General features: G+C 64.3%; 14 protein-coding genes. 13 read left to right on the forward strand and 1 reads right to left on the reverse strand.

What is annotated here, in order from left to right:
- Positions 1 to 7: 7 nt before the first annotated feature.
- Complete coding sequence (gene def, locus BKA07_RS09060; RefSeq protein WP_167950616.1) at positions 8 to 577, reverse strand: peptide deformylase; 570 nt, start codon at positions 575 to 577, stop codon at positions 8 to 10.
- Between the two features lie 467 nt (positions 578 to 1,044).
- Here def and cysK point away from each other — a divergent pair, with 467 nt between their 5' ends.
- From cysK to BKA07_RS09125, 13 genes are all read left to right on the forward strand, one after another.
- Positions 1,045 to 1,971, forward strand: coding sequence for a cysteine synthase A (gene cysK, locus BKA07_RS09065; protein ID WP_209043917.1), 927 nt, complete (start codon positions 1,045 to 1,047; stop codon positions 1,969 to 1,971).
- 143 nt (positions 1,972 to 2,114) lie between these two features.
- On the forward strand, positions 2,115 to 2,798 hold the full coding sequence (epsC, locus tag BKA07_RS09070) for a serine O-acetyltransferase EpsC (protein WP_167950618.1): 684 nt from the start codon (positions 2,115 to 2,117) through the stop codon (positions 2,796 to 2,798).
- A 240-nt stretch (positions 2,799 to 3,038) separates the two neighbouring features.
- On the forward strand, positions 3,039 to 4,217 hold the full coding sequence (locus BKA07_RS09075) for an LLM class flavin-dependent oxidoreductase (protein ID WP_167950619.1): 1,179 nt from the start codon (positions 3,039 to 3,041) through the stop codon (positions 4,215 to 4,217).
- A complete protein-coding gene (locus BKA07_RS09080; RefSeq protein ID WP_245161897.1) occupies positions 4,214 to 4,948 on the forward strand; it encodes an NAD(P)H-dependent oxidoreductase in 735 nt (244 codons plus the stop codon). The genes BKA07_RS09075 and BKA07_RS09080 overlap by 4 nt, the downstream gene beginning before the upstream one ends.
- Before the next feature lie 2 nt (positions 4,949 to 4,950).
- Positions 4,951 to 5,415 carry a MarR family winged helix-turn-helix transcriptional regulator gene (locus tag BKA07_RS09085; RefSeq protein ID WP_167950620.1) on the forward strand — a complete coding sequence of 155 codons (465 nt, stop codon included), beginning with the start codon at positions 4,951 to 4,953 and terminating at the stop codon, positions 5,413 to 5,415.
- A gap of 24 nt (positions 5,416 to 5,439) precedes the next feature.
- Positions 5,440 to 6,387, forward strand: a complete 948-nt coding sequence (locus BKA07_RS09090) for a 2-hydroxyacid dehydrogenase (protein WP_167950621.1) — start codon at positions 5,440 to 5,442, stop codon at positions 6,385 to 6,387.
- 138 nt (positions 6,388 to 6,525) lie between these two features.
- Positions 6,526 to 8,238: a dihydroxy-acid dehydratase gene (gene ilvD / locus BKA07_RS09095; RefSeq protein ID WP_167950622.1), complete on the forward strand. Its 1,713-nt coding sequence runs from the start codon at positions 6,526 to 6,528 to the stop codon at positions 8,236 to 8,238.
- 600 nt (positions 8,239 to 8,838) lie between these two features.
- Positions 8,839 to 9,822, forward strand: a complete 984-nt coding sequence (locus BKA07_RS09100; RefSeq protein ID WP_167950623.1) for an ABC transporter permease — start codon at positions 8,839 to 8,841, stop codon at positions 9,820 to 9,822.
- Position 9,823: 1 nt separating this feature from the next.
- The gene (locus BKA07_RS09105; RefSeq protein WP_167950624.1) at positions 9,824 to 10,741 is read left to right on the forward strand and encodes an ABC transporter permease; all 918 of its coding nucleotides are present in this window, start codon (positions 9,824 to 9,826) and stop codon (positions 10,739 to 10,741) included.
- Positions 10,734 to 12,839 carry a dipeptide ABC transporter ATP-binding protein gene (locus tag BKA07_RS09110; RefSeq protein ID WP_167950625.1) on the forward strand — a complete coding sequence of 702 codons (2,106 nt, stop codon included), beginning with the start codon at positions 10,734 to 10,736 and terminating at the stop codon, positions 12,837 to 12,839. The genes BKA07_RS09105 and BKA07_RS09110 overlap by 8 nt, the downstream gene beginning before the upstream one ends.
- Before the next feature lie 85 nt (positions 12,840 to 12,924).
- Positions 12,925 to 14,622 (forward strand): ABC transporter family substrate-binding protein, encoded by a 1,698-nt coding sequence (locus BKA07_RS09115; RefSeq protein WP_167950626.1) that lies wholly within the window; start codon positions 12,925 to 12,927, stop codon positions 14,620 to 14,622.
- Between the two features lie 325 nt (positions 14,623 to 14,947).
- A complete protein-coding gene (locus tag BKA07_RS09120) occupies positions 14,948 to 15,484 on the forward strand; it encodes a hypothetical protein (RefSeq protein WP_167950627.1) in 537 nt (178 codons plus the stop codon).
- A gap of 35 nt (positions 15,485 to 15,519) precedes the next feature.
- Positions 15,520 to 16,461 carry a D-2-hydroxyacid dehydrogenase family protein gene (locus BKA07_RS09125; RefSeq protein ID WP_167953046.1) on the forward strand — a complete coding sequence of 314 codons (942 nt, stop codon included), beginning with the start codon at positions 15,520 to 15,522 and terminating at the stop codon, positions 16,459 to 16,461.
- Positions 16,462 to 16,476: the final 15 nt, after the last annotated feature.

Genomic DNA, 16,476 nt, shown 5'->3' on the forward strand with positions numbered 1-16,476 from the left:
GTCCGAATCAGTGACCGAAGGGGTCGGGATCGACCCCCGGCATCCAGGAGCGGCCCGGAACGTCATAGCCGTTGGCGATCTGTTCCTTCTTCCATTTCTTCGCCCAGCGTCGGTCGAGGCGATCGACGTAGAGCGTGCCCTGCAGGTGATCGTATTCGTGCTGCATGATACGGGCGAACCAGCCCTCGGCAGTCAGCGACACCGACTGACCTGTCTCGTCGACGCCGTTGACAGTGACACGGTCGGCGCGTTTGAGCGGAAAGTCGAGGCTCGGCACCGAGAGACAGCCTTCGGTCTCATCGTCGGGGTCCGGGCGGGTGTCGGGGACCTTCGAGGCGATGAGCAGCGGATTGATGAAGACACCGCGTCGTCGAACTCCCTCGTCGTCGGCGTTGTAGACGAAGATGCGTTTTCCTACCCCGATCTGAGGAGCGGCCAGACCGACCCCATTGCTGGCGTCGAGGGTCTCATGCATGTCGGCGACCAAGGTGGTGAGCTCGTCGTCGAATTCGGTGATCTTCTCTGCACGACGATGCAGCACAGGCTCGCCGTAGATGGCGATGGGATGAATGGGCATGGGGACGATCCTATCGGCTTTCGACACGGCGATCATCCAGGGCACAGGCGCCTCGGCGTCGTGGGGGCCGCTGCCTCGGCGTCTCAGTGCGCGGTCGCCTCGACGTCTCAGATCGGGGTCGTTCCTGCGGTGGTCCCAAAGCGGTGGCGATGTCCCGGAGCAGAGCCGTATGCAGTTGGCAAGCAGTGATTGTTCAGCGGTTCGCCCAGTTCTCACGCCTGCGGCCACTGTGAAATGCGGGTGCTTCGTCGGGCGTCAGTCAGTTGCGCATTCTATTTCGCCGGCAGCGAACATCGATTGTTGAGCAACCACCGTGGGAACAACCTCGAATGCCGCGTGGTTATGATGGTCATGAGCCGTCTCGATCCACGAGACGAGATCAGCAGCTGAAGCCTTTGGCTGGTGGTTGCGTGACGGTTTCGTCACACCCCCGCATCGGGCGAACAACAAGCTTGAAAGGACATGTCTTGACCATCTTCAACAATGTCTCCGACTTGGTCGGTCGCACCCCACTCATCCGCGTGAACAAGGCCAGTGAGCGCTCGGGCGCAGAGATCGTCGCCAAGCTCGAATCCTACAATCCCGCGAATTCGGTCAAGGACCGCATCGGTGTCGCAATGATCGACGCGGCCGAGGCCTCGGGTGAGCTCAAGCCGGGCGGGACGATCGTCGAGGCGACGTCCGGCAACACCGGCATCGCCCTGGCGATGATCGGCACCTCCCGCGGATACAAGGTCGTGCTGACCATGCCGGAGTCCATGTCGAAGGAACGCCGCGCGCTGCTGCGCGCCTTCGGTGCCGAGCTCGTCCTCACCGACAAGGCCCAGGGCATGAAGGGCGCCGTCGACAGGGCCGAGGAACTCGCAGCGGAAGGCGCAGTCCTCGTTCGCCAGTTCGAGAATCAGGCCAATGCCGACATCCACCGCAGCACCACCGGGCCGGAGATCCTCGAAGACACCGACGGCAAGGTCGACATCTTCGTCTCCGGAATCGGCACCGGAGGAACCATCACGGGGGCAGGAGCCGCTCTGCGTGAGGCCAACCCGGACGTCAAGATCGTCGCCGTCGAGCCCGCCGCATCCCCGCTGCTCTCAGGTGGAGACGCCGGCCCGCACACGATCCAGGGACTCGGAGCGAACTTCGTCCCCGGTGTCCTCGACACCAAGATCTACGATGAGGTCGTCACCATCGAGAACGACGAATCCTTCACCCGCGCCCGCGAGGTCGCGAAGGAAGAGGGTCTGCTCGTCGGAATCTCCTCCGGTGCCGCACTCATCGCCGCCGAGCAGCTGGGCGCCCGCCCTGAGAACGCCGGCAAGCGCATCGTGGTCGTCCTGCCCGACTTCGGTGAGCGCTACCTGTCGACTCCGCTGTTCGCCGAGTACATGGACTGAGCAGAGCACATTCGACTGCGCACTGCCGAAGGCGGCTGCCAGCTCTGCGGTGAGGGCGTCAAGCATAGGTTTGGCGCCCTCGCGGCATTGTCGGCCGATGAACACGAACATGGACACCAGCACGAGCACGAAGGACTGTTGAGATGAAGGCACTGTGGACGGCGGCGGCCGCGGCGATCGGGGTGGCAGCCTATGGGCTGAGCCGACCGGGGGTGCGCGCAACCCTGCGTGAGGACCTCGATACCGTTCGCAGACGCGACCCGGCTGCGAGGAATGACTTCGTCTCGTTGGTCTCCTACCCGGGTATGCACGCGATCTGGGCCCACCGCGGCCTGCACCGACTGTGGCAGAACGACTCCGCCAAGGTCCCGGCCCGGCTGATGTCCCAGGCCGTGCGAACCCTGACGGGTGTCGAAATCCATCCCGGTGCGACGATCGGACGGCGCTTCTTCATCGACCACGCCAACGGAGTCGTCATCGGCGAGACCTCGGAGATCGGCGACGACGTCATGCTCTATCACCAGGTCACCCTGGGCGGCACGTCGATGGAGCAGGCGAAGCGGCACCCGACCATCGGCAATCATGTGCTCGTCGGGGCCGGCGCGAAGATCCTCGGGCCGGTCGTCGTCGGCGACAACTCCTCGGTCGGGGCGAATGCGGTCGTCGTCAAGCATGTCGCCGCGGACTCGAGCGCCGTAGGAATTCCCGCCAAAGTCAGGCCCTACAAGAAGCCCACCAGCCCCGAGGCGGACGGACCGGAGGCATACGACGGCAAACGGACCAAGGACGCCGACTTCGACCTGATCGATCCTGCCATCTGGATCTGAGCAGCTCCGCTGCCGGAACCTGAGCGGACGGCCTCGCTCCACCTCGGACGGGCCGCCTCTCGCCGGGCCTTGCCAGCCGACACCCTCGAGGATGTCGACTGGCAAGGCCCGGCGATTGCTGTGTCCGGACTCCCGGGAATACTTTCGCACCACTCTCTGTTAAACTTTCAACTAGATACTTCAAAACTGAAGCAATTCGGTTCGATGGAGGTTCGCGAACGGCGAGCAGAAGGAGCAGACATGGAATTGGGAATCTTCACCATTGGAGACGTCACCACCGATCCCACCAATGGCACCACGGTGTCTGAGCACCAGCGGATCAAGAACACGGTCGAGATCGCCAAGAAGGCCGAAGAGGTCGGTCTCGACGTCTTCGCCACGGGCCAGCACCACAACCCGCCGTTCGTCGCCCCGGCGAATCCGCCGGTCCTGCTCTCGAACATCGCGGCACAGACCGAGACTCTGCGCATGTCGACGGCGACGACCCTGATCACCACCACCGACCCGGTGCGCATCGCCGAGGACTACTCCTATGCGCAGCACCTCTCCGACGGGCGGATCAGCCTGATCATGGGCCGCGGCAACACCGGCCCCGTCTACCCCTGGTTCGGCAAGGACATCCGCTCGGGCATTCCGCTGGCGGTCGAGAACTACAACCTGCTCCACCGCCTCTGGCGCGAGAAGAACATCGACTGGGAGGGCAAGTTCCGCACACCCCTCAACGGGTTCACCGTCACACCGACACCACTCGACGATGTCCCGCCCTTCGTGTGGCACGGTTCGATCCGCAGCCCTGAAATCGCCGAGCAGGCCGCCTACTACGGTGACGGATTCTTCCACAACAACATCTTCTGGCCGATGTCGCACACCGCGCGCATGGTCCAGCTCTACCGTCAGCGCTACGAGTACTACGGACACGGGGCAGCCCACCAGGCGATCGTCGGACTCGGCGGGCAGGTGTTCATGCGCAAGAACTCGCAGGACGCCGTCAACGAGTTCCGGCCGTACTTCGACAACGCACCGGTCTACGGCCACGGCCCCAGCCTCGAGGACTTCTCGACCCAGACACCGCTGACCGTCGGCTCGCCTCAGCAGGTCATCGAACGCACCCTGAGTTTCCGCGATTGGGCCGGCGACTACCAGCGCCAGCTCTTCCTCATCGACCATGCCGGACTGCCCCAGAAGACCGTGCTGGAACAGCTCGACCTCCTCGGCGAGGAAGTCGTGCCCGTCCTGCGCAAGGAATTCGCGAAGGACCGCCCGGCCGATGTGCCCGACGCCCCGACACACGAATCGCTCGTCGTCCGTCACCGCGAAGGCCGAGACCCCATCCCGGGAGGCGGAGAAGGATCGCGTGCCTACGCCGACCGTCAGGCCCGGGCCGCAGAGCAGAACGACACCCAAGGAGCTGATCGATGATGCGCATTCTCAGCATCACAACCTCGCTGAGCGAGGACTCGACCACACTGAAACTGTCGAACAAGATCATCGCGGCGGCCACCTCGGCGGCAGAAGATGCGGGTCTGAGCATGGAGACCGATCACGTGAACGTGCGGAACCTGGGCTCGGACCTCACCGATATGGCCCTGACCGGGTTCCGTTCGGAGAACCTCGAAGCGACATTCGCCACGCTCGCAGAGGCGGATGTGATCGTCACCGTCGCACCCGTGTACAAGGTCGCACCGGTGGGCCTGCACACCCTGTTCTGGCAGCTCATCGACGAAAAGGCACTGGCGAACAAGCCGGTGCTCATCGGCTCCACCGGCGGCACACCGCGGCACTCGCTGGCAGCCGAGACCGTCCTGCGTCCGATGCTGTCCTACCTGAAGGGCATCGTCGTGCCGACCACGGTCTTCGCCGCGACCGACGACTGGGGCAGCGTCGAGGGCGGCCGTGCGCTCAATGCACGGGTCGGCCAGGCCAGCGCTGAGCTGATCGGCCTGGCGACGAGCCTGAGCGGTGCCGGCGCGAATGCAGGCACCGCCCCGGGTGGTGCTCCCTCGTCGGGCACCGAGGCGACCAGCACCGAGGCGACCAGCGCCGAGACGACCGGCGAATTCGGCCGTCCCACTACGCGGCGGAGCCCGAGCGTCGACGATGAGTTCAACCCCGAGCTCATCACTCCGTTCGCCCAGCTGCTCGAGGGATGACCATGGTCGAGATCAAACTCGGCCGCGATCGTGACGCGCTCGCGCAGAGGTCGTGGCGGCTGTACTTCGAGACCTCGCAGCGCATCCGACAGAACCTCGAGGGCAATCTCAAGGACCGGGCGGGCCTGACCGTCAGCGACTACAACACGCTGCTGCTGCTGTGGGAGGAGCCGACCCATACGCTGACGATGAGCGTCCTGGCGAAGAGACTCGTGTTCTCACCGTCACGGCTCAACTACCGGATCAAGGTACTCGAAGACGCCGGCCTGGTGACGAAGACGGAATGTGCGGAGGACAAGCGGGCACACAACGTCGACCTCACCGAAGCGGGTGCCCAGGCCTTCCTCGACGCGGGACGTCAGCACCGGGAGAACATCGAAGACGTCTTCCTCTCCCATGTCGACGACGAAGAGCTCGCGGTCATCGAGAGGGTCTTCGCCCGAATCGACAGGGCGCTGCCGGAGTGAGCCCGTTCGTGTGACAATGTGACTATGTCGATCAAGACCATTGCCTTCCCGGACTCTGAACTCCGCAACCGCGTCATCGCCCGGATTCCGGCGCATCAGCGCGCCAACGTCGATCTGGTCGTCTACTCGGATGCCGATAAGTCGACCAAGCTCAGCCGAGACGACGTCGACGTCGTCGTGCTCCCGTATCTCGACTCGGGACCGACCATCGAGCTCCTCGACGAGCTGCCGAACCTGGGTCTGGTGATCACCCAGACCACCGGCTACGATCCCGTCGCGCATCTGCCCGAGCGCGGCATCGAGGTGGCCACGGCCTCGGGCGTGCACACCGGCGGAACGGCGGAGCTTGCCCTGGCTCTGACCCTGGCGAGCCTGCGCGGCATCGACGACGCCGTTCGCGCGCAGAGCGCGAGGATCTGGAACCACAAGCGCAACCGCTCCCTGCAGGACCGCCGCGTCATGATCATCGGCGCCGGAGAGATCGGGTCAGCGATCGCCGATCGTTTCGAGCCCTTCGAGGTCGACCTCACGCGGGTGGCCACGACCGCACGTGAAGACGATCGGGGCCGGATCCACGGTGTCGGCGAACTGCCGAAGCTGCTTCCCCACACCGAGGTGGTCGTGCTCATCACGCCCCTGACCGAATCGACGAACAAGCTCGTCGACAAGGACTTCCTCGCCGCTCTGCCCGACAACGCACTCATCGTCAATGTCGCCCGGGGAAAGGTCGTCGACACCGACGCGCTCGTGGCTGAGCTGAGCAGCGGTCGCCTGCACGCCGCCCTCGACGTCATGGATCCCGAACCCCTGCCGGAGAACCACCCGCTGTGGGGGACTCCCAACACCCTCATCACCCCACATGAGGGAGGAGACACCTCGGCGTTCGAACCGCGGGTGGTGCAGGTCCTGGCCGAGCAGGTCCGCCGACTCAACGACGGCGAGCAGCCGCTCAACCTCGTCTCGACGGACTGAGCGCGGCAGCTTCCGACGACAGGAGCGCGGCAGTTGCCGACGACTGGCGCGCGGCAGCTTCCGAGGAACTGCTCAAATCAAGTTCCAACATGCGAGAACTTGGCCGGCGCATCGTGGACTCAGGCGTAGAGTGCCTGCATGAGCATTGATACAGACACCACCAATCCGGACATCAAGCCTCGCTCTCGCGATGTCACGGACGGGCTTGAGAGCACCGCTTCCCGTGGAATGCTGCGGGCCGTCGGCATGGGCGATGACGACTGGAGCAAACCGCAGATCGCCGTCGCCTCCTCCTGGAACGAGATCACTCCCTGCAACCTGTCGCTGCAGCGACTGGCCGGGGCCGCCAAGGAAGGCGTCCACGGAGCAGGCGGCTTCCCGCTGGAGTTCGGCACGATCTCCGTCTCCGACGGAATCTCCATGGGCCACGAAGGCATGCACTACTCGCTGGTCTCCCGCGAAGTCATCACCGACTCCGTCGAAACCGTGATGAGCGCCGAGCGTCTCGACGGATCGATCCTCATGGCCGGCTGCGACAAGTCGATCCCGGGCATGCTCATGGCCTCCGCCCGCCTCGGCCTCTCCAGTGTCTTCCTCTACAACGGCTCGATCATGCCGGGCACCGCGAAGATGTCCGACGGCAGCGAGAAGGAAGTCACGCTCATCGACGCCTTCGAAGCGGTCGGAGCCTGCCGCGCTGGCACCATCACCCGCGATGACGTCGACGCCATCGAACGCGCCGTCTGCCCCGGCGAAGGCGCATGCGGAGGCATGTACACCGCGAACACGATGGCCTCGGCCGCGGAGGCGATGGGCATGTCCCTGCCGGGCTCGGCCGCGCCTCCGGCCATCCACCGCAACCGCACGCTCTTCGCACGCCAGTCCGGCGATGCCGTGGTCAACCTGCTGCGCCAGGGAATCACCGCCAGGGACATCATCACCCGCGAATCGCTGCACAACGCGATCGCCGTGGTCATGGCCTTCGGCGGCTCGACCAATGCGGTGCTCCACCTCCTGGCGATCGCGCACGAAGCGAATGTCGATCTGCGACTCGACGACTTCAACCGGATCGGCGACAAGGTCCCGCACCTGGGCAACGTCAAGCCCTTCGGGCAGTATGTGATGAACGACGTGTTCAAGATCGGCGGCGTGCCGGTGATGATGAAGGCCCTGCTCGATGCCGGCCTGCTCAACGGCGACTGCATGACCGTGACCGGCAAGACTGTGGCGGAGAACCTCGAGAAGATCAATCCGCCGGACCCCGACGGAAAGATCCTGCGTGAGCTGAGCAACCCGATCCACGCCACCGGCGGACTCACCGTGCTCAAGGGGTCGATGGCTCCCGAGGGCGCGGTCGTGAAGTCGGCCGGCTTCGACGCCGATGTCTTCGAAGGCACCGCACGCGTCTTCGACCGAGAGCAGCCGGCCATGGACGCTGTCCTGAACGGGGAGCTGAAGAAGGGCGACGTCGTCGTCATCCGCTACGAAGGACCCAAGGGCGGCCCGGGCATGCGTGAGATGCTCGCCATCACCGGCGCGATCAAGGGCGCGGGCATCGGCAAGGATGTCCTGCTCATCACCGACGGCCGGTTCTCGGGCGGATCCACCGGACTGTGCATCGGTCACGTCGCTCCCGAGGCCGTCGACGGCGGGCCCATCGCATTCATCGAGGACGGCGACGAGATCACCGTCGACATCGCTGCGCGTTCGATCGAGCTCCACGTCGACGAGGATGTCCTCGCCGAGCGCCGCAAGACCTGGACGCTGCCGGAGAATCACCGGCTGACCGGCGTGCTCGGAAAGTACGCGAAGCTCGTGCGGTCGGCCTCCACCGGAGCCGTCTGCCTCTGAGTCGTCTGCCTCTGAGCAGTCACCTTTCGCTGCCCTGAACAGACAGGAGCCGATCCACCGCAGGGTGGAACAGCGATCCATCGCCGAGGCGGTGCGAACCGATGTTCGCACCGCCTCGGTCCGTGTGTGCCCGTCGTTTCTAGTGTGCGCGAAGCATTTCGTTCGTGCCCGAGGTCTTTCGTGTGTGTCCGAATCACGTCGTCGGTGAGCGATCGCTCGTACGGGGTGGTGTCATAGGGGCCGCAGAACCGAAACAGCGTTCGTTGTTACCGAAATGTAACTGCGGCGTGTCGCGCGGAATTCTGGGGAAGCAGCCGGTGTCGCCGAGGAAAATGAGCAAGCTTCTTTGTGCGGAGCGTCACACGTGGATACAGTACAACTTACGTTCAGTCGTTTGTGATGGTTCATTGAGGTTCCGGGCGAATCGGCTGGGCTGACGGTACTTTGAGCAAAGGAAATCTGACTGCTGATGATTCGCAAACCGACACTTCGTCTCACCCTCGAAATTCGCCAAGAGATCTATAGCCTCATCCCCGGGCCGATGCATCATTCAGAGAAGAATCACGGAAGTGGTCGCGTCGCAGCTGTTTAGGTCGCGGCATGGGAAAGTACGTTCTCCGCCGGTTCGTCAACTATTTCATCCTGGCGTTCATCGCCACGGTGACCGCCTACATCACCTCCAGCGCATTCATGGATCCGGCCGCACGGTACCGGGGACAGAATCCGCCTTTGTCCGAGTCCTCGATCAAGTCCATCCTCAACGGGCATGGGACCAACCCGGACGTTCCGATCCTCGAGCGCACGTGGACGTGGCTGACGAAGATCTTCCTGCACGGGGACTTCAGCACGACCGTCCACAACAATCCGGTCTTCCACGAGATCATGGCCCGTGCGGGAGTCAGCCTCAAACTTCTGCTCATCGGATCCGTCCTCGGCGCCATCCTGGGAGTCGTCCTCGGAGTTTGGGGCGCGGTCCGGCAATACAAGACCTCTGACCAGACGGTGACATATGCGTCCTATCTGATCATCGCCACCCCTACCTTCGTCATCGGAGTAGTGCTGATGATCATCGCAACGGCGTTCAACGGCATGATCGGCACAAATCTCATTCGCTTCTCCGGTGAATACACGGCGGATATACCTCCGGGATTCTTCCCCTGGTTCACCGATCAGCTCTCGCACATGCTGCTGCCGACATTGGCATTGGTGATGATGGGCGCCGCCACCTATTCGCGCTACCAGCGCTCGGTCATGCTCGACGTGCTGGCCTCCGATTTCATCCGCACGGCCAGATCGAAGGGGCGCACGCGCAAGACCGCCCTGGTCAAACACGGCGTTCGGGTCGCGCTCATCCCGATGTCGACCTATTTCGCCTATGCCTTCGGCACGCTCGTGGCCGGATCGGCGATGCTCGAAGTGGTCTTCTCCTGGCACGGAATGGGGGAATTCACCATCAACTCGATCCTGCAGTCCGATATCAACGCGGCCGCCGGATCCGTCCTGTTCATCGCAGTGCTGACGCTGATCTCCTCGACCCTGTCGGAGATCCTCTACGCTGCCCTCGACCCGAGAGTGAGGATCTGACATGGCGACCGATATTCCGATCTCCACGACTGCGGACACAGAGGTCGTGGCCCGTCGATCGAAGCCCACATCGCGTGTCACCCTGATCTGGCGTCGGCTGCGATCGACTCCGCGCTTCTGGGTCGGCGGAATCATGCTGGGGTTCTTCGTCCTGTTCGCGGTGTTCGGCAACACGATCAACATGTACTCGCCCACGGACCAGGACATCTACGCACTCAACGAAGCACCGAGCGTCCAGCATTGGTTCGGCACGAACACCATCGGCCAGGACATCTACGCCCAGACCGTGGCAGGTCTGCAGAAGTCCCTGCTCATCGGCATCATCGCGGGACCGGCGGCGAGTATTTTGGCTGCGATCATCGGGTCGACGGCGGGGTACTTCGGCGGGCGCATCGAGACCGTCATCGTATGGTTCATCAATCTCCTGCTCGTCCTGCCCTCGTTCTTCATCCTCGTCCTGCTGGCGCCGATGCTGCGCCAGCTGTCGTGGATGGCGATCGTCGTCTTCCTGGCCCTGTTCGGTTGGATGATCATGGCCCAGGTCGTGAGGAACCAGACGAAGGCGATCAAGGACCGTGATTTCGTCAAGGCGGCGCGATACATGGGTGTCTCCACCCCACGGATACTGAGCCGGCACATCATCCCGAACGTCGCCTCGATCCTCATCGTCGATGCCACCTTGGGCGTGGTCTCCGCGATCCTGACCGAAACCTCGCTGAGCTACTTCAACCTCGGAATCCAGAAGCCCGATGTCTCCATCGGCACGCTCCTGGCCGAAGGGTCCGGTGCCGCCGTGACCCGTCCGTGGCTCTTCGTCTTTCCCGCCGGCGTCCTCGTCCTCATGCTCTTCGCCATCAGCCTGATGGCCGATGCGCTGCGCGACGCCATCGATCCGACCTCAGGAGTCAACCGTGACTGAGACACTCAGCACCGACCAGTCCCAACCGCCCGCCGAGGCGCCGATCCTCGAAGTCAGGGGCCTCAACGTCACCTTCCCGAACCCCAAAGGCGATGTGAAGGCGGTCCGCGGCGTCGACTACGAGGTGATGCCCGGCGAGTTCCTCGGGATCGTCGGCGAATCGGGCTCCGGCAAGTCCGTGTCCTCCATGGCGGTGATGGGCCTGCTGCCCTCCACCGCCCGAATCGACGGATCGATCAGGTACCGCGGGCGTTCGCTGCTGGACATGGACGATCACGCGATGTCGGAGCTGCGCGGCTCCGACATCGCCATGGTCTTCCAGGACCCGCTGTCGGCACTGACCCCGGTCTACACGATCGGCGAACAGATCTCCGAAGGGCTCATCATCCACGATCCGATGATGTCGAAGGAGGCCGCGCACGAGCGCGCGATCGAACTGCTGCGGATCGTGGGGATCCCCGGGCCCGAACGTCGGGTCAGGGCCTACCCCCACGAGTTCTCCGGCGGAATGCGACAGCGCGCCATGATCGCCATCGCGATCGCCAACGATCCCGACCTCATCATCGCCGATGAGCCGACCACCGCTCTCGACGTCACGATCCAGGCCCAGATCCTCGAAGTCCTGCAGAGGGCACGCGAGATCACCGGAGCCGCGATCGTGCTCATCACCCACGACCTCGGCGTGGTGGCGGGAAACGCGGATCGCATCGCGGTCATGTACGCCGGTCGCCTGGTCGAGACCGGACCCGTGGATCAGGTCTTCGAGCGCCCGCAGATGCCCTATACGACCGGTCTCCTGCGGTCCGTGCCGAACCTGGCCACCGCCGGGACCCAGCGACTCGTTCCCCTCGAGGGCAAACCGCCCTCGCTGTCGAACATGGCACCGGGGTGCCCGTTCGCCCCGCGCTGTCCGATCGCCGTCGACACCTGCCGTGAAGTCGAACCGGAACTCATCGGACACGGCACTCCGGGAGTGGCCGCGGCATGCCACCGGGCCGGTGAGATCGCTTCGGGGCAGCTGACTGCCGGCAGCATCTTCCCGCGACCCGAACCGGTCGTGAAGCGGGCGAAGAGCGACGACGCCGACCGCATCCTCGAGGTGACGGGACTGCAGAAGCACTTCCCTCTGCTCAAGGGTGCCGTCTTCAAGCGCCAGATCGGAACCGTGCGAGCAGTCGATGGCATCGACCTGGAGATCAGAGAGGGACAGACCCTCGGGCTCGTCGGAGAGTCGGGCTGCGGCAAGTCGACGACGATCGGCGAGGTCCTCGAGATGGTCGCCCCGCAGAAGGGCTCGATCGTCATCAACGGAATCGATGTGTCCGACCTGTCCAAGCGAGATCGTTTGGCCATGCGCAAGGACGTCCAGGTCGTGTTCCAGGACCCGATGGCCGCGATCGATCCCCGGCTGCCCGTCGGCGAGGTGATCGCCGAACCCCTCACAGTCCACAAGGTTCCGACCGGGCAGCGCAATGACACTGTCGCGGAGATGCTCGAACTCGTCGGCCTCGACGCCTCGATGGCGGACCGGTATCCGCACGAGTTCTCCGGCGGCCAGCGTCAGCGCATCGGGATCGCCCGAGCGCTCGTGACCAACCCGAAGCTGCTCGTCCTCGACGAGCCGGTATCGGCCCTCGACGTGTCCGTCCAGGCGGGTGTCATCAACCTGCTCGAGGATCTGCGCGACACGCTCGGACTGTCGTATCTCTTCGTCGCCCACGACCTGGCCGTCGTCAGACAGATCGCCGATCACGTGGCGGTGATGTACCTGGGCCGGATCGTCGAATTCGGTGCCTCCGAAGAGCTCTACGACAGTCCGGCGCACCCGTACACACGCGCACTGATGTCGGCGATCCCCGTGCCCGACCCCGCGGTCGAGAGATCACGCGAGAGGGTGCTGCTCTCCGGTGACCTTCCGAGTCCGACCGACGAGATCTCCGGATGCCGATTCCGCACCAGATGTCCGCTGTACTCTCTGCTGCCCGAGCACGATCAGGACAGATGCTTCCGAGAGGACCCACAGCCTCGACCGGCGGCGTCCAACCTCGTGGCCTGCCACTTCTCCGAGCGGATCAGCGAACTCGAACACTCGAACTGACCACGCCCGGCATCGTTGCGCCAGGGCGGACACGGTACCGAAGCCACCCACCGATCACCACACAGAGAACAGGAAAGAGGAACTCATGAAGATGAGGAACACGGCGACAATGGTCGTCGCCGCAACCGCTGCGCTGGGATTGGCCCTCTCGGGCTGCCAGCAGGCGAACACGGACTCCCAAGGGGTCGACAGCGACAAGGCGAACGAGGAGATCGCGGGCCTGCCGTCCATCGACTACCAGAAGGCCGACTACGACGAGATCGACGACGGCGGAACCCTCACGTATCCCATGACGGAGATCCCGACCAGCCTCAACTACTACCACGCCGATGGCGCGCACGTGGACAACAACAACCTCTACGGCACGTCTCTGGGCGGTCCTATCAAGATCAAGGCCGACGGCACCTGGGAAGTCGACGAGAACTACGCCGAGAGCGTCGAGATCGCCAGCGAGGACCCCCTCGTCATCAACGTCAAGCTCAACAAGGACGCCGTCTGGGAGGACGGCACCCCGATCGACGTCGAAGACTACAAGGCCTTCTGGCAGACGCAGAACGGTGAGAACGAGGAGTTCGAGGTCGCCTCGACCAAAGGGTACGAGGACATCGAGAGCATCGAATCCGGTGAGGACGAGTACGACCTCAATGTGACGTTCAAGACCCCGAACATCGACTGGCCGAACTACATCGGCGCATTCGTCCCGAACGAGATCGCAGAAGACGCCGAGGCATTCAACAAGGACTACGTCAAGGACGTCCTGCCCTCGAACGGCCCGTTCAAGGCCGAGTCCGTCGACAACAAGGCCGGCGTCATCACGATGGTCCAGAATGACAAGTGGTGGGGTCAGGAGCCGAGGCTGGACAAGGTGATCTTCAAGGTCGTCTCGCAGGCCCAGCAGGCTCAGGCCTATGCGAACAAGGAGATCGACCTCGTCGATATCGGCACCGACGGCGATTCGTACGAGACGGCCGGACAGCGCGAGGACGGCAAGATCTACAAATCGCAGGGCATGCAGTGGACGCATCTGACGATGAATGCGGAGAAGGGCGCTCTGGCCGAGCAGGAGGTCCGCGACGCAATCGGCCACGCGATCAACCGTGAGGCCATCGCCCAGGCTGCCATCGGCCCCGTCGAGGCACCCGTGACATTGGTCAACAACGTCACCTTCATGCCGGGCCAGGACGGCTATCAGGACAATACGAACGGCAGCCTGGACTTCGATCCGGAAGCCGCGAAGAAGATCCTCGACGACGCCGGCTGGACCGAAGGAGACGACGGCGTCCGTGAGAAGGACGGCGAGAAGCTCACGTTCAACATCGTCGTTCCCGCCGACACCGCGTCGAACGCCCAGCGCGCCGAACAGGTGATGAAGGACCTCAACGAGATCGGCTTCAAGATCAAGCTCGAAACAGTGCCGGTCGCCGCGTACTTCGCCGATCACGTGCTCAACGGCAACTTCGACATGGCCACCTTCACCTGGGAGGGCACGGCCTTCCCGATCTCATCGGGGTCGAACCTGTTCTACCCGGCCGATTCGGAGCAGAACCACTCGAAGATCTCCAGCGATGCGATCGGAGAGAAGTTCGAGGCCGCGACGGAGACACTCGACCCCGCGGAGTCCAAGAAGCTGGCGAACGAAGGCGATGCCGAGGTGCTCAAGCTCAAGCCTCTGATCCCGCTCTACCCGACCCCCTACGTCTGGGGCGTCAAGGACGACGTCATGAACCTCGGGCCGCGTCAGCTCGAGACCCCGGACTGGACGAGCATCGGCTTCAAGAAGTGAGACTGATACTCGACTGATCCCATTGCAGTGATCGACACGATCCCCCTCAGCCGCCGGCCCCGTGGACTCACGTTCTCCCACGGGGTCGGCTTCTGCCGTGTGCACGGAGTCGGCGGCTGCTGTGCGCTCCGGGTCGGGGTCTGCTCTGTGAAGGTGCTGCAGACTGCCGAGGATGACGAGCAGAACGAGGATGAGGGTGACACCGACGACGCCGAGGTTCCACACCGTTGTCGTCGTCTCAGGTCCCTGACCACCAGTGCCGACATCACTCCCGGCGCCGACATCACCACCAGCGCCGGCCCCAGCACCGGCATCGCCATCGACTGTGCCTTCGACCGCGCTGCCCGTGGCCGTGCCCGTGCCCGTGGCCGAGCCGTGGTTTTCCCAGCGTCGGAGCAGTTCGACGGCCGGATGGTTGTCGATCGACTCCGGTCGTGTGCCTCCGGTCAGGCCCGAGTCGATCTTGCGGCGCGGCATCCCGGGAGCATTCCACGGGCGGTGGGTGCGCGTGGCCCCGTCGGGTGCCGTGGCCATGATCGAGACGACAGTGCTCAGCCTGATGTCTCTGATGGCGGCGAAGGGCACGGTGGTGGTGCGGAGGATCTCGCGGATGATGATCTGCTCGGTTCCGACGATGAGGGCCGGGCGCCACAGAAGGACGAAGACGAGCCATCCGATCAGCGCCAGTGGTGGCAGGAACGTGCCGACCGTGTCCCATGCGTCGCGCACGATCGCGTCGAGGATCATCAGTGCGAGGAACGCCCAGACGATGATGGTGATGACGGGACCGCCGCGTTGTCTGAGGATGATCGGTGCACTCACCGGCCCAGCCTATCGGCTATACGATGGACGTCAGGGATGACTCCCGATTCCCACGGCGTCCGAGGAGGGGCAGGCATGCGCATCGTTGTGCTCGACGACTACCAGAGTGTGGCATCAGGATATGCGGAGTGGGACACGCTTGGGGCCGAGGTCGAATTCGTCTCCCGCCCGATCCGCGACACCGAGGATCTGATGCGTGTCGTCTCCGGCGCCGAGGTTGTCGTGGCTATGCGTGAGCGCACCCTCTTCTCCGCGGCCCGGCTGTCGCAGCTGCGGGATCTGAAACTGCTCGTGACCACTGGCCGAGTCAATGCGTCCATCGATCTGGACGCGGCACGAGCGCAGGGGATCGTGGTCTGCGGGACCGAGTCGACCACCTCGGCGACTCCCGAGCTGACATGGGGACTCATCCTCTCCGTGCTGCGCAGCATCCCCACCGAAGACGCTGCAGTGCGCTCCGGCGGCTGGCAGTCCACCGTCGGCGGTGACCTGCTCGGCCATCGCCTCGGCGTCATCGGTCTGGGCAGGCTGGGCGCCCAGGTCGCCCGGGTCGGGGCCGCCTTCGGCATGGACGTCGTGGCCTGGAGCCAGAACCTCGACGAGGCCCGTGCCGCGGAGGTCGGAGTCGAAGCTGTGAGCAAGCAGGAACTCTTCGCGACATCCGACGTCCTCACCGTGCACTACAAACTCAGCGAACGCAGTCGCGGACTCGTCGCTGCCGAGGAGCTGTCGCTGATGAAGCCGACGAGCATCCTCGTCAACACCTCACGGGCGGGCCTCGTCGATACGGAGGCTCTGGTGGCCGTGCTGGAGGCCGGTCGTATCCGGGGCGCGGGGATCGATGTGTACGACACCGAACCTCTGCCGTCCGACCATGCGCTGCGCAGCGCTCCGAGGACCGTGCTGACCCCGCACCTGGGCTACGTCACCGACGAGACCTATCGGATCTTCTTCACTCAGGCGGTCGAAGCCATCGCCGCGTGGATGGCGGGGGAGCCGATCCGTCAGCTGAGCTGACAGTCCGGCCCGGTG

Source organism: Brevibacterium marinum (genome assembly GCF_011927955.1).
Taxonomy (GTDB): Bacteria; Actinomycetota; Actinomycetes; order Actinomycetales; family Brevibacteriaceae; genus Brevibacterium; species Brevibacterium marinum.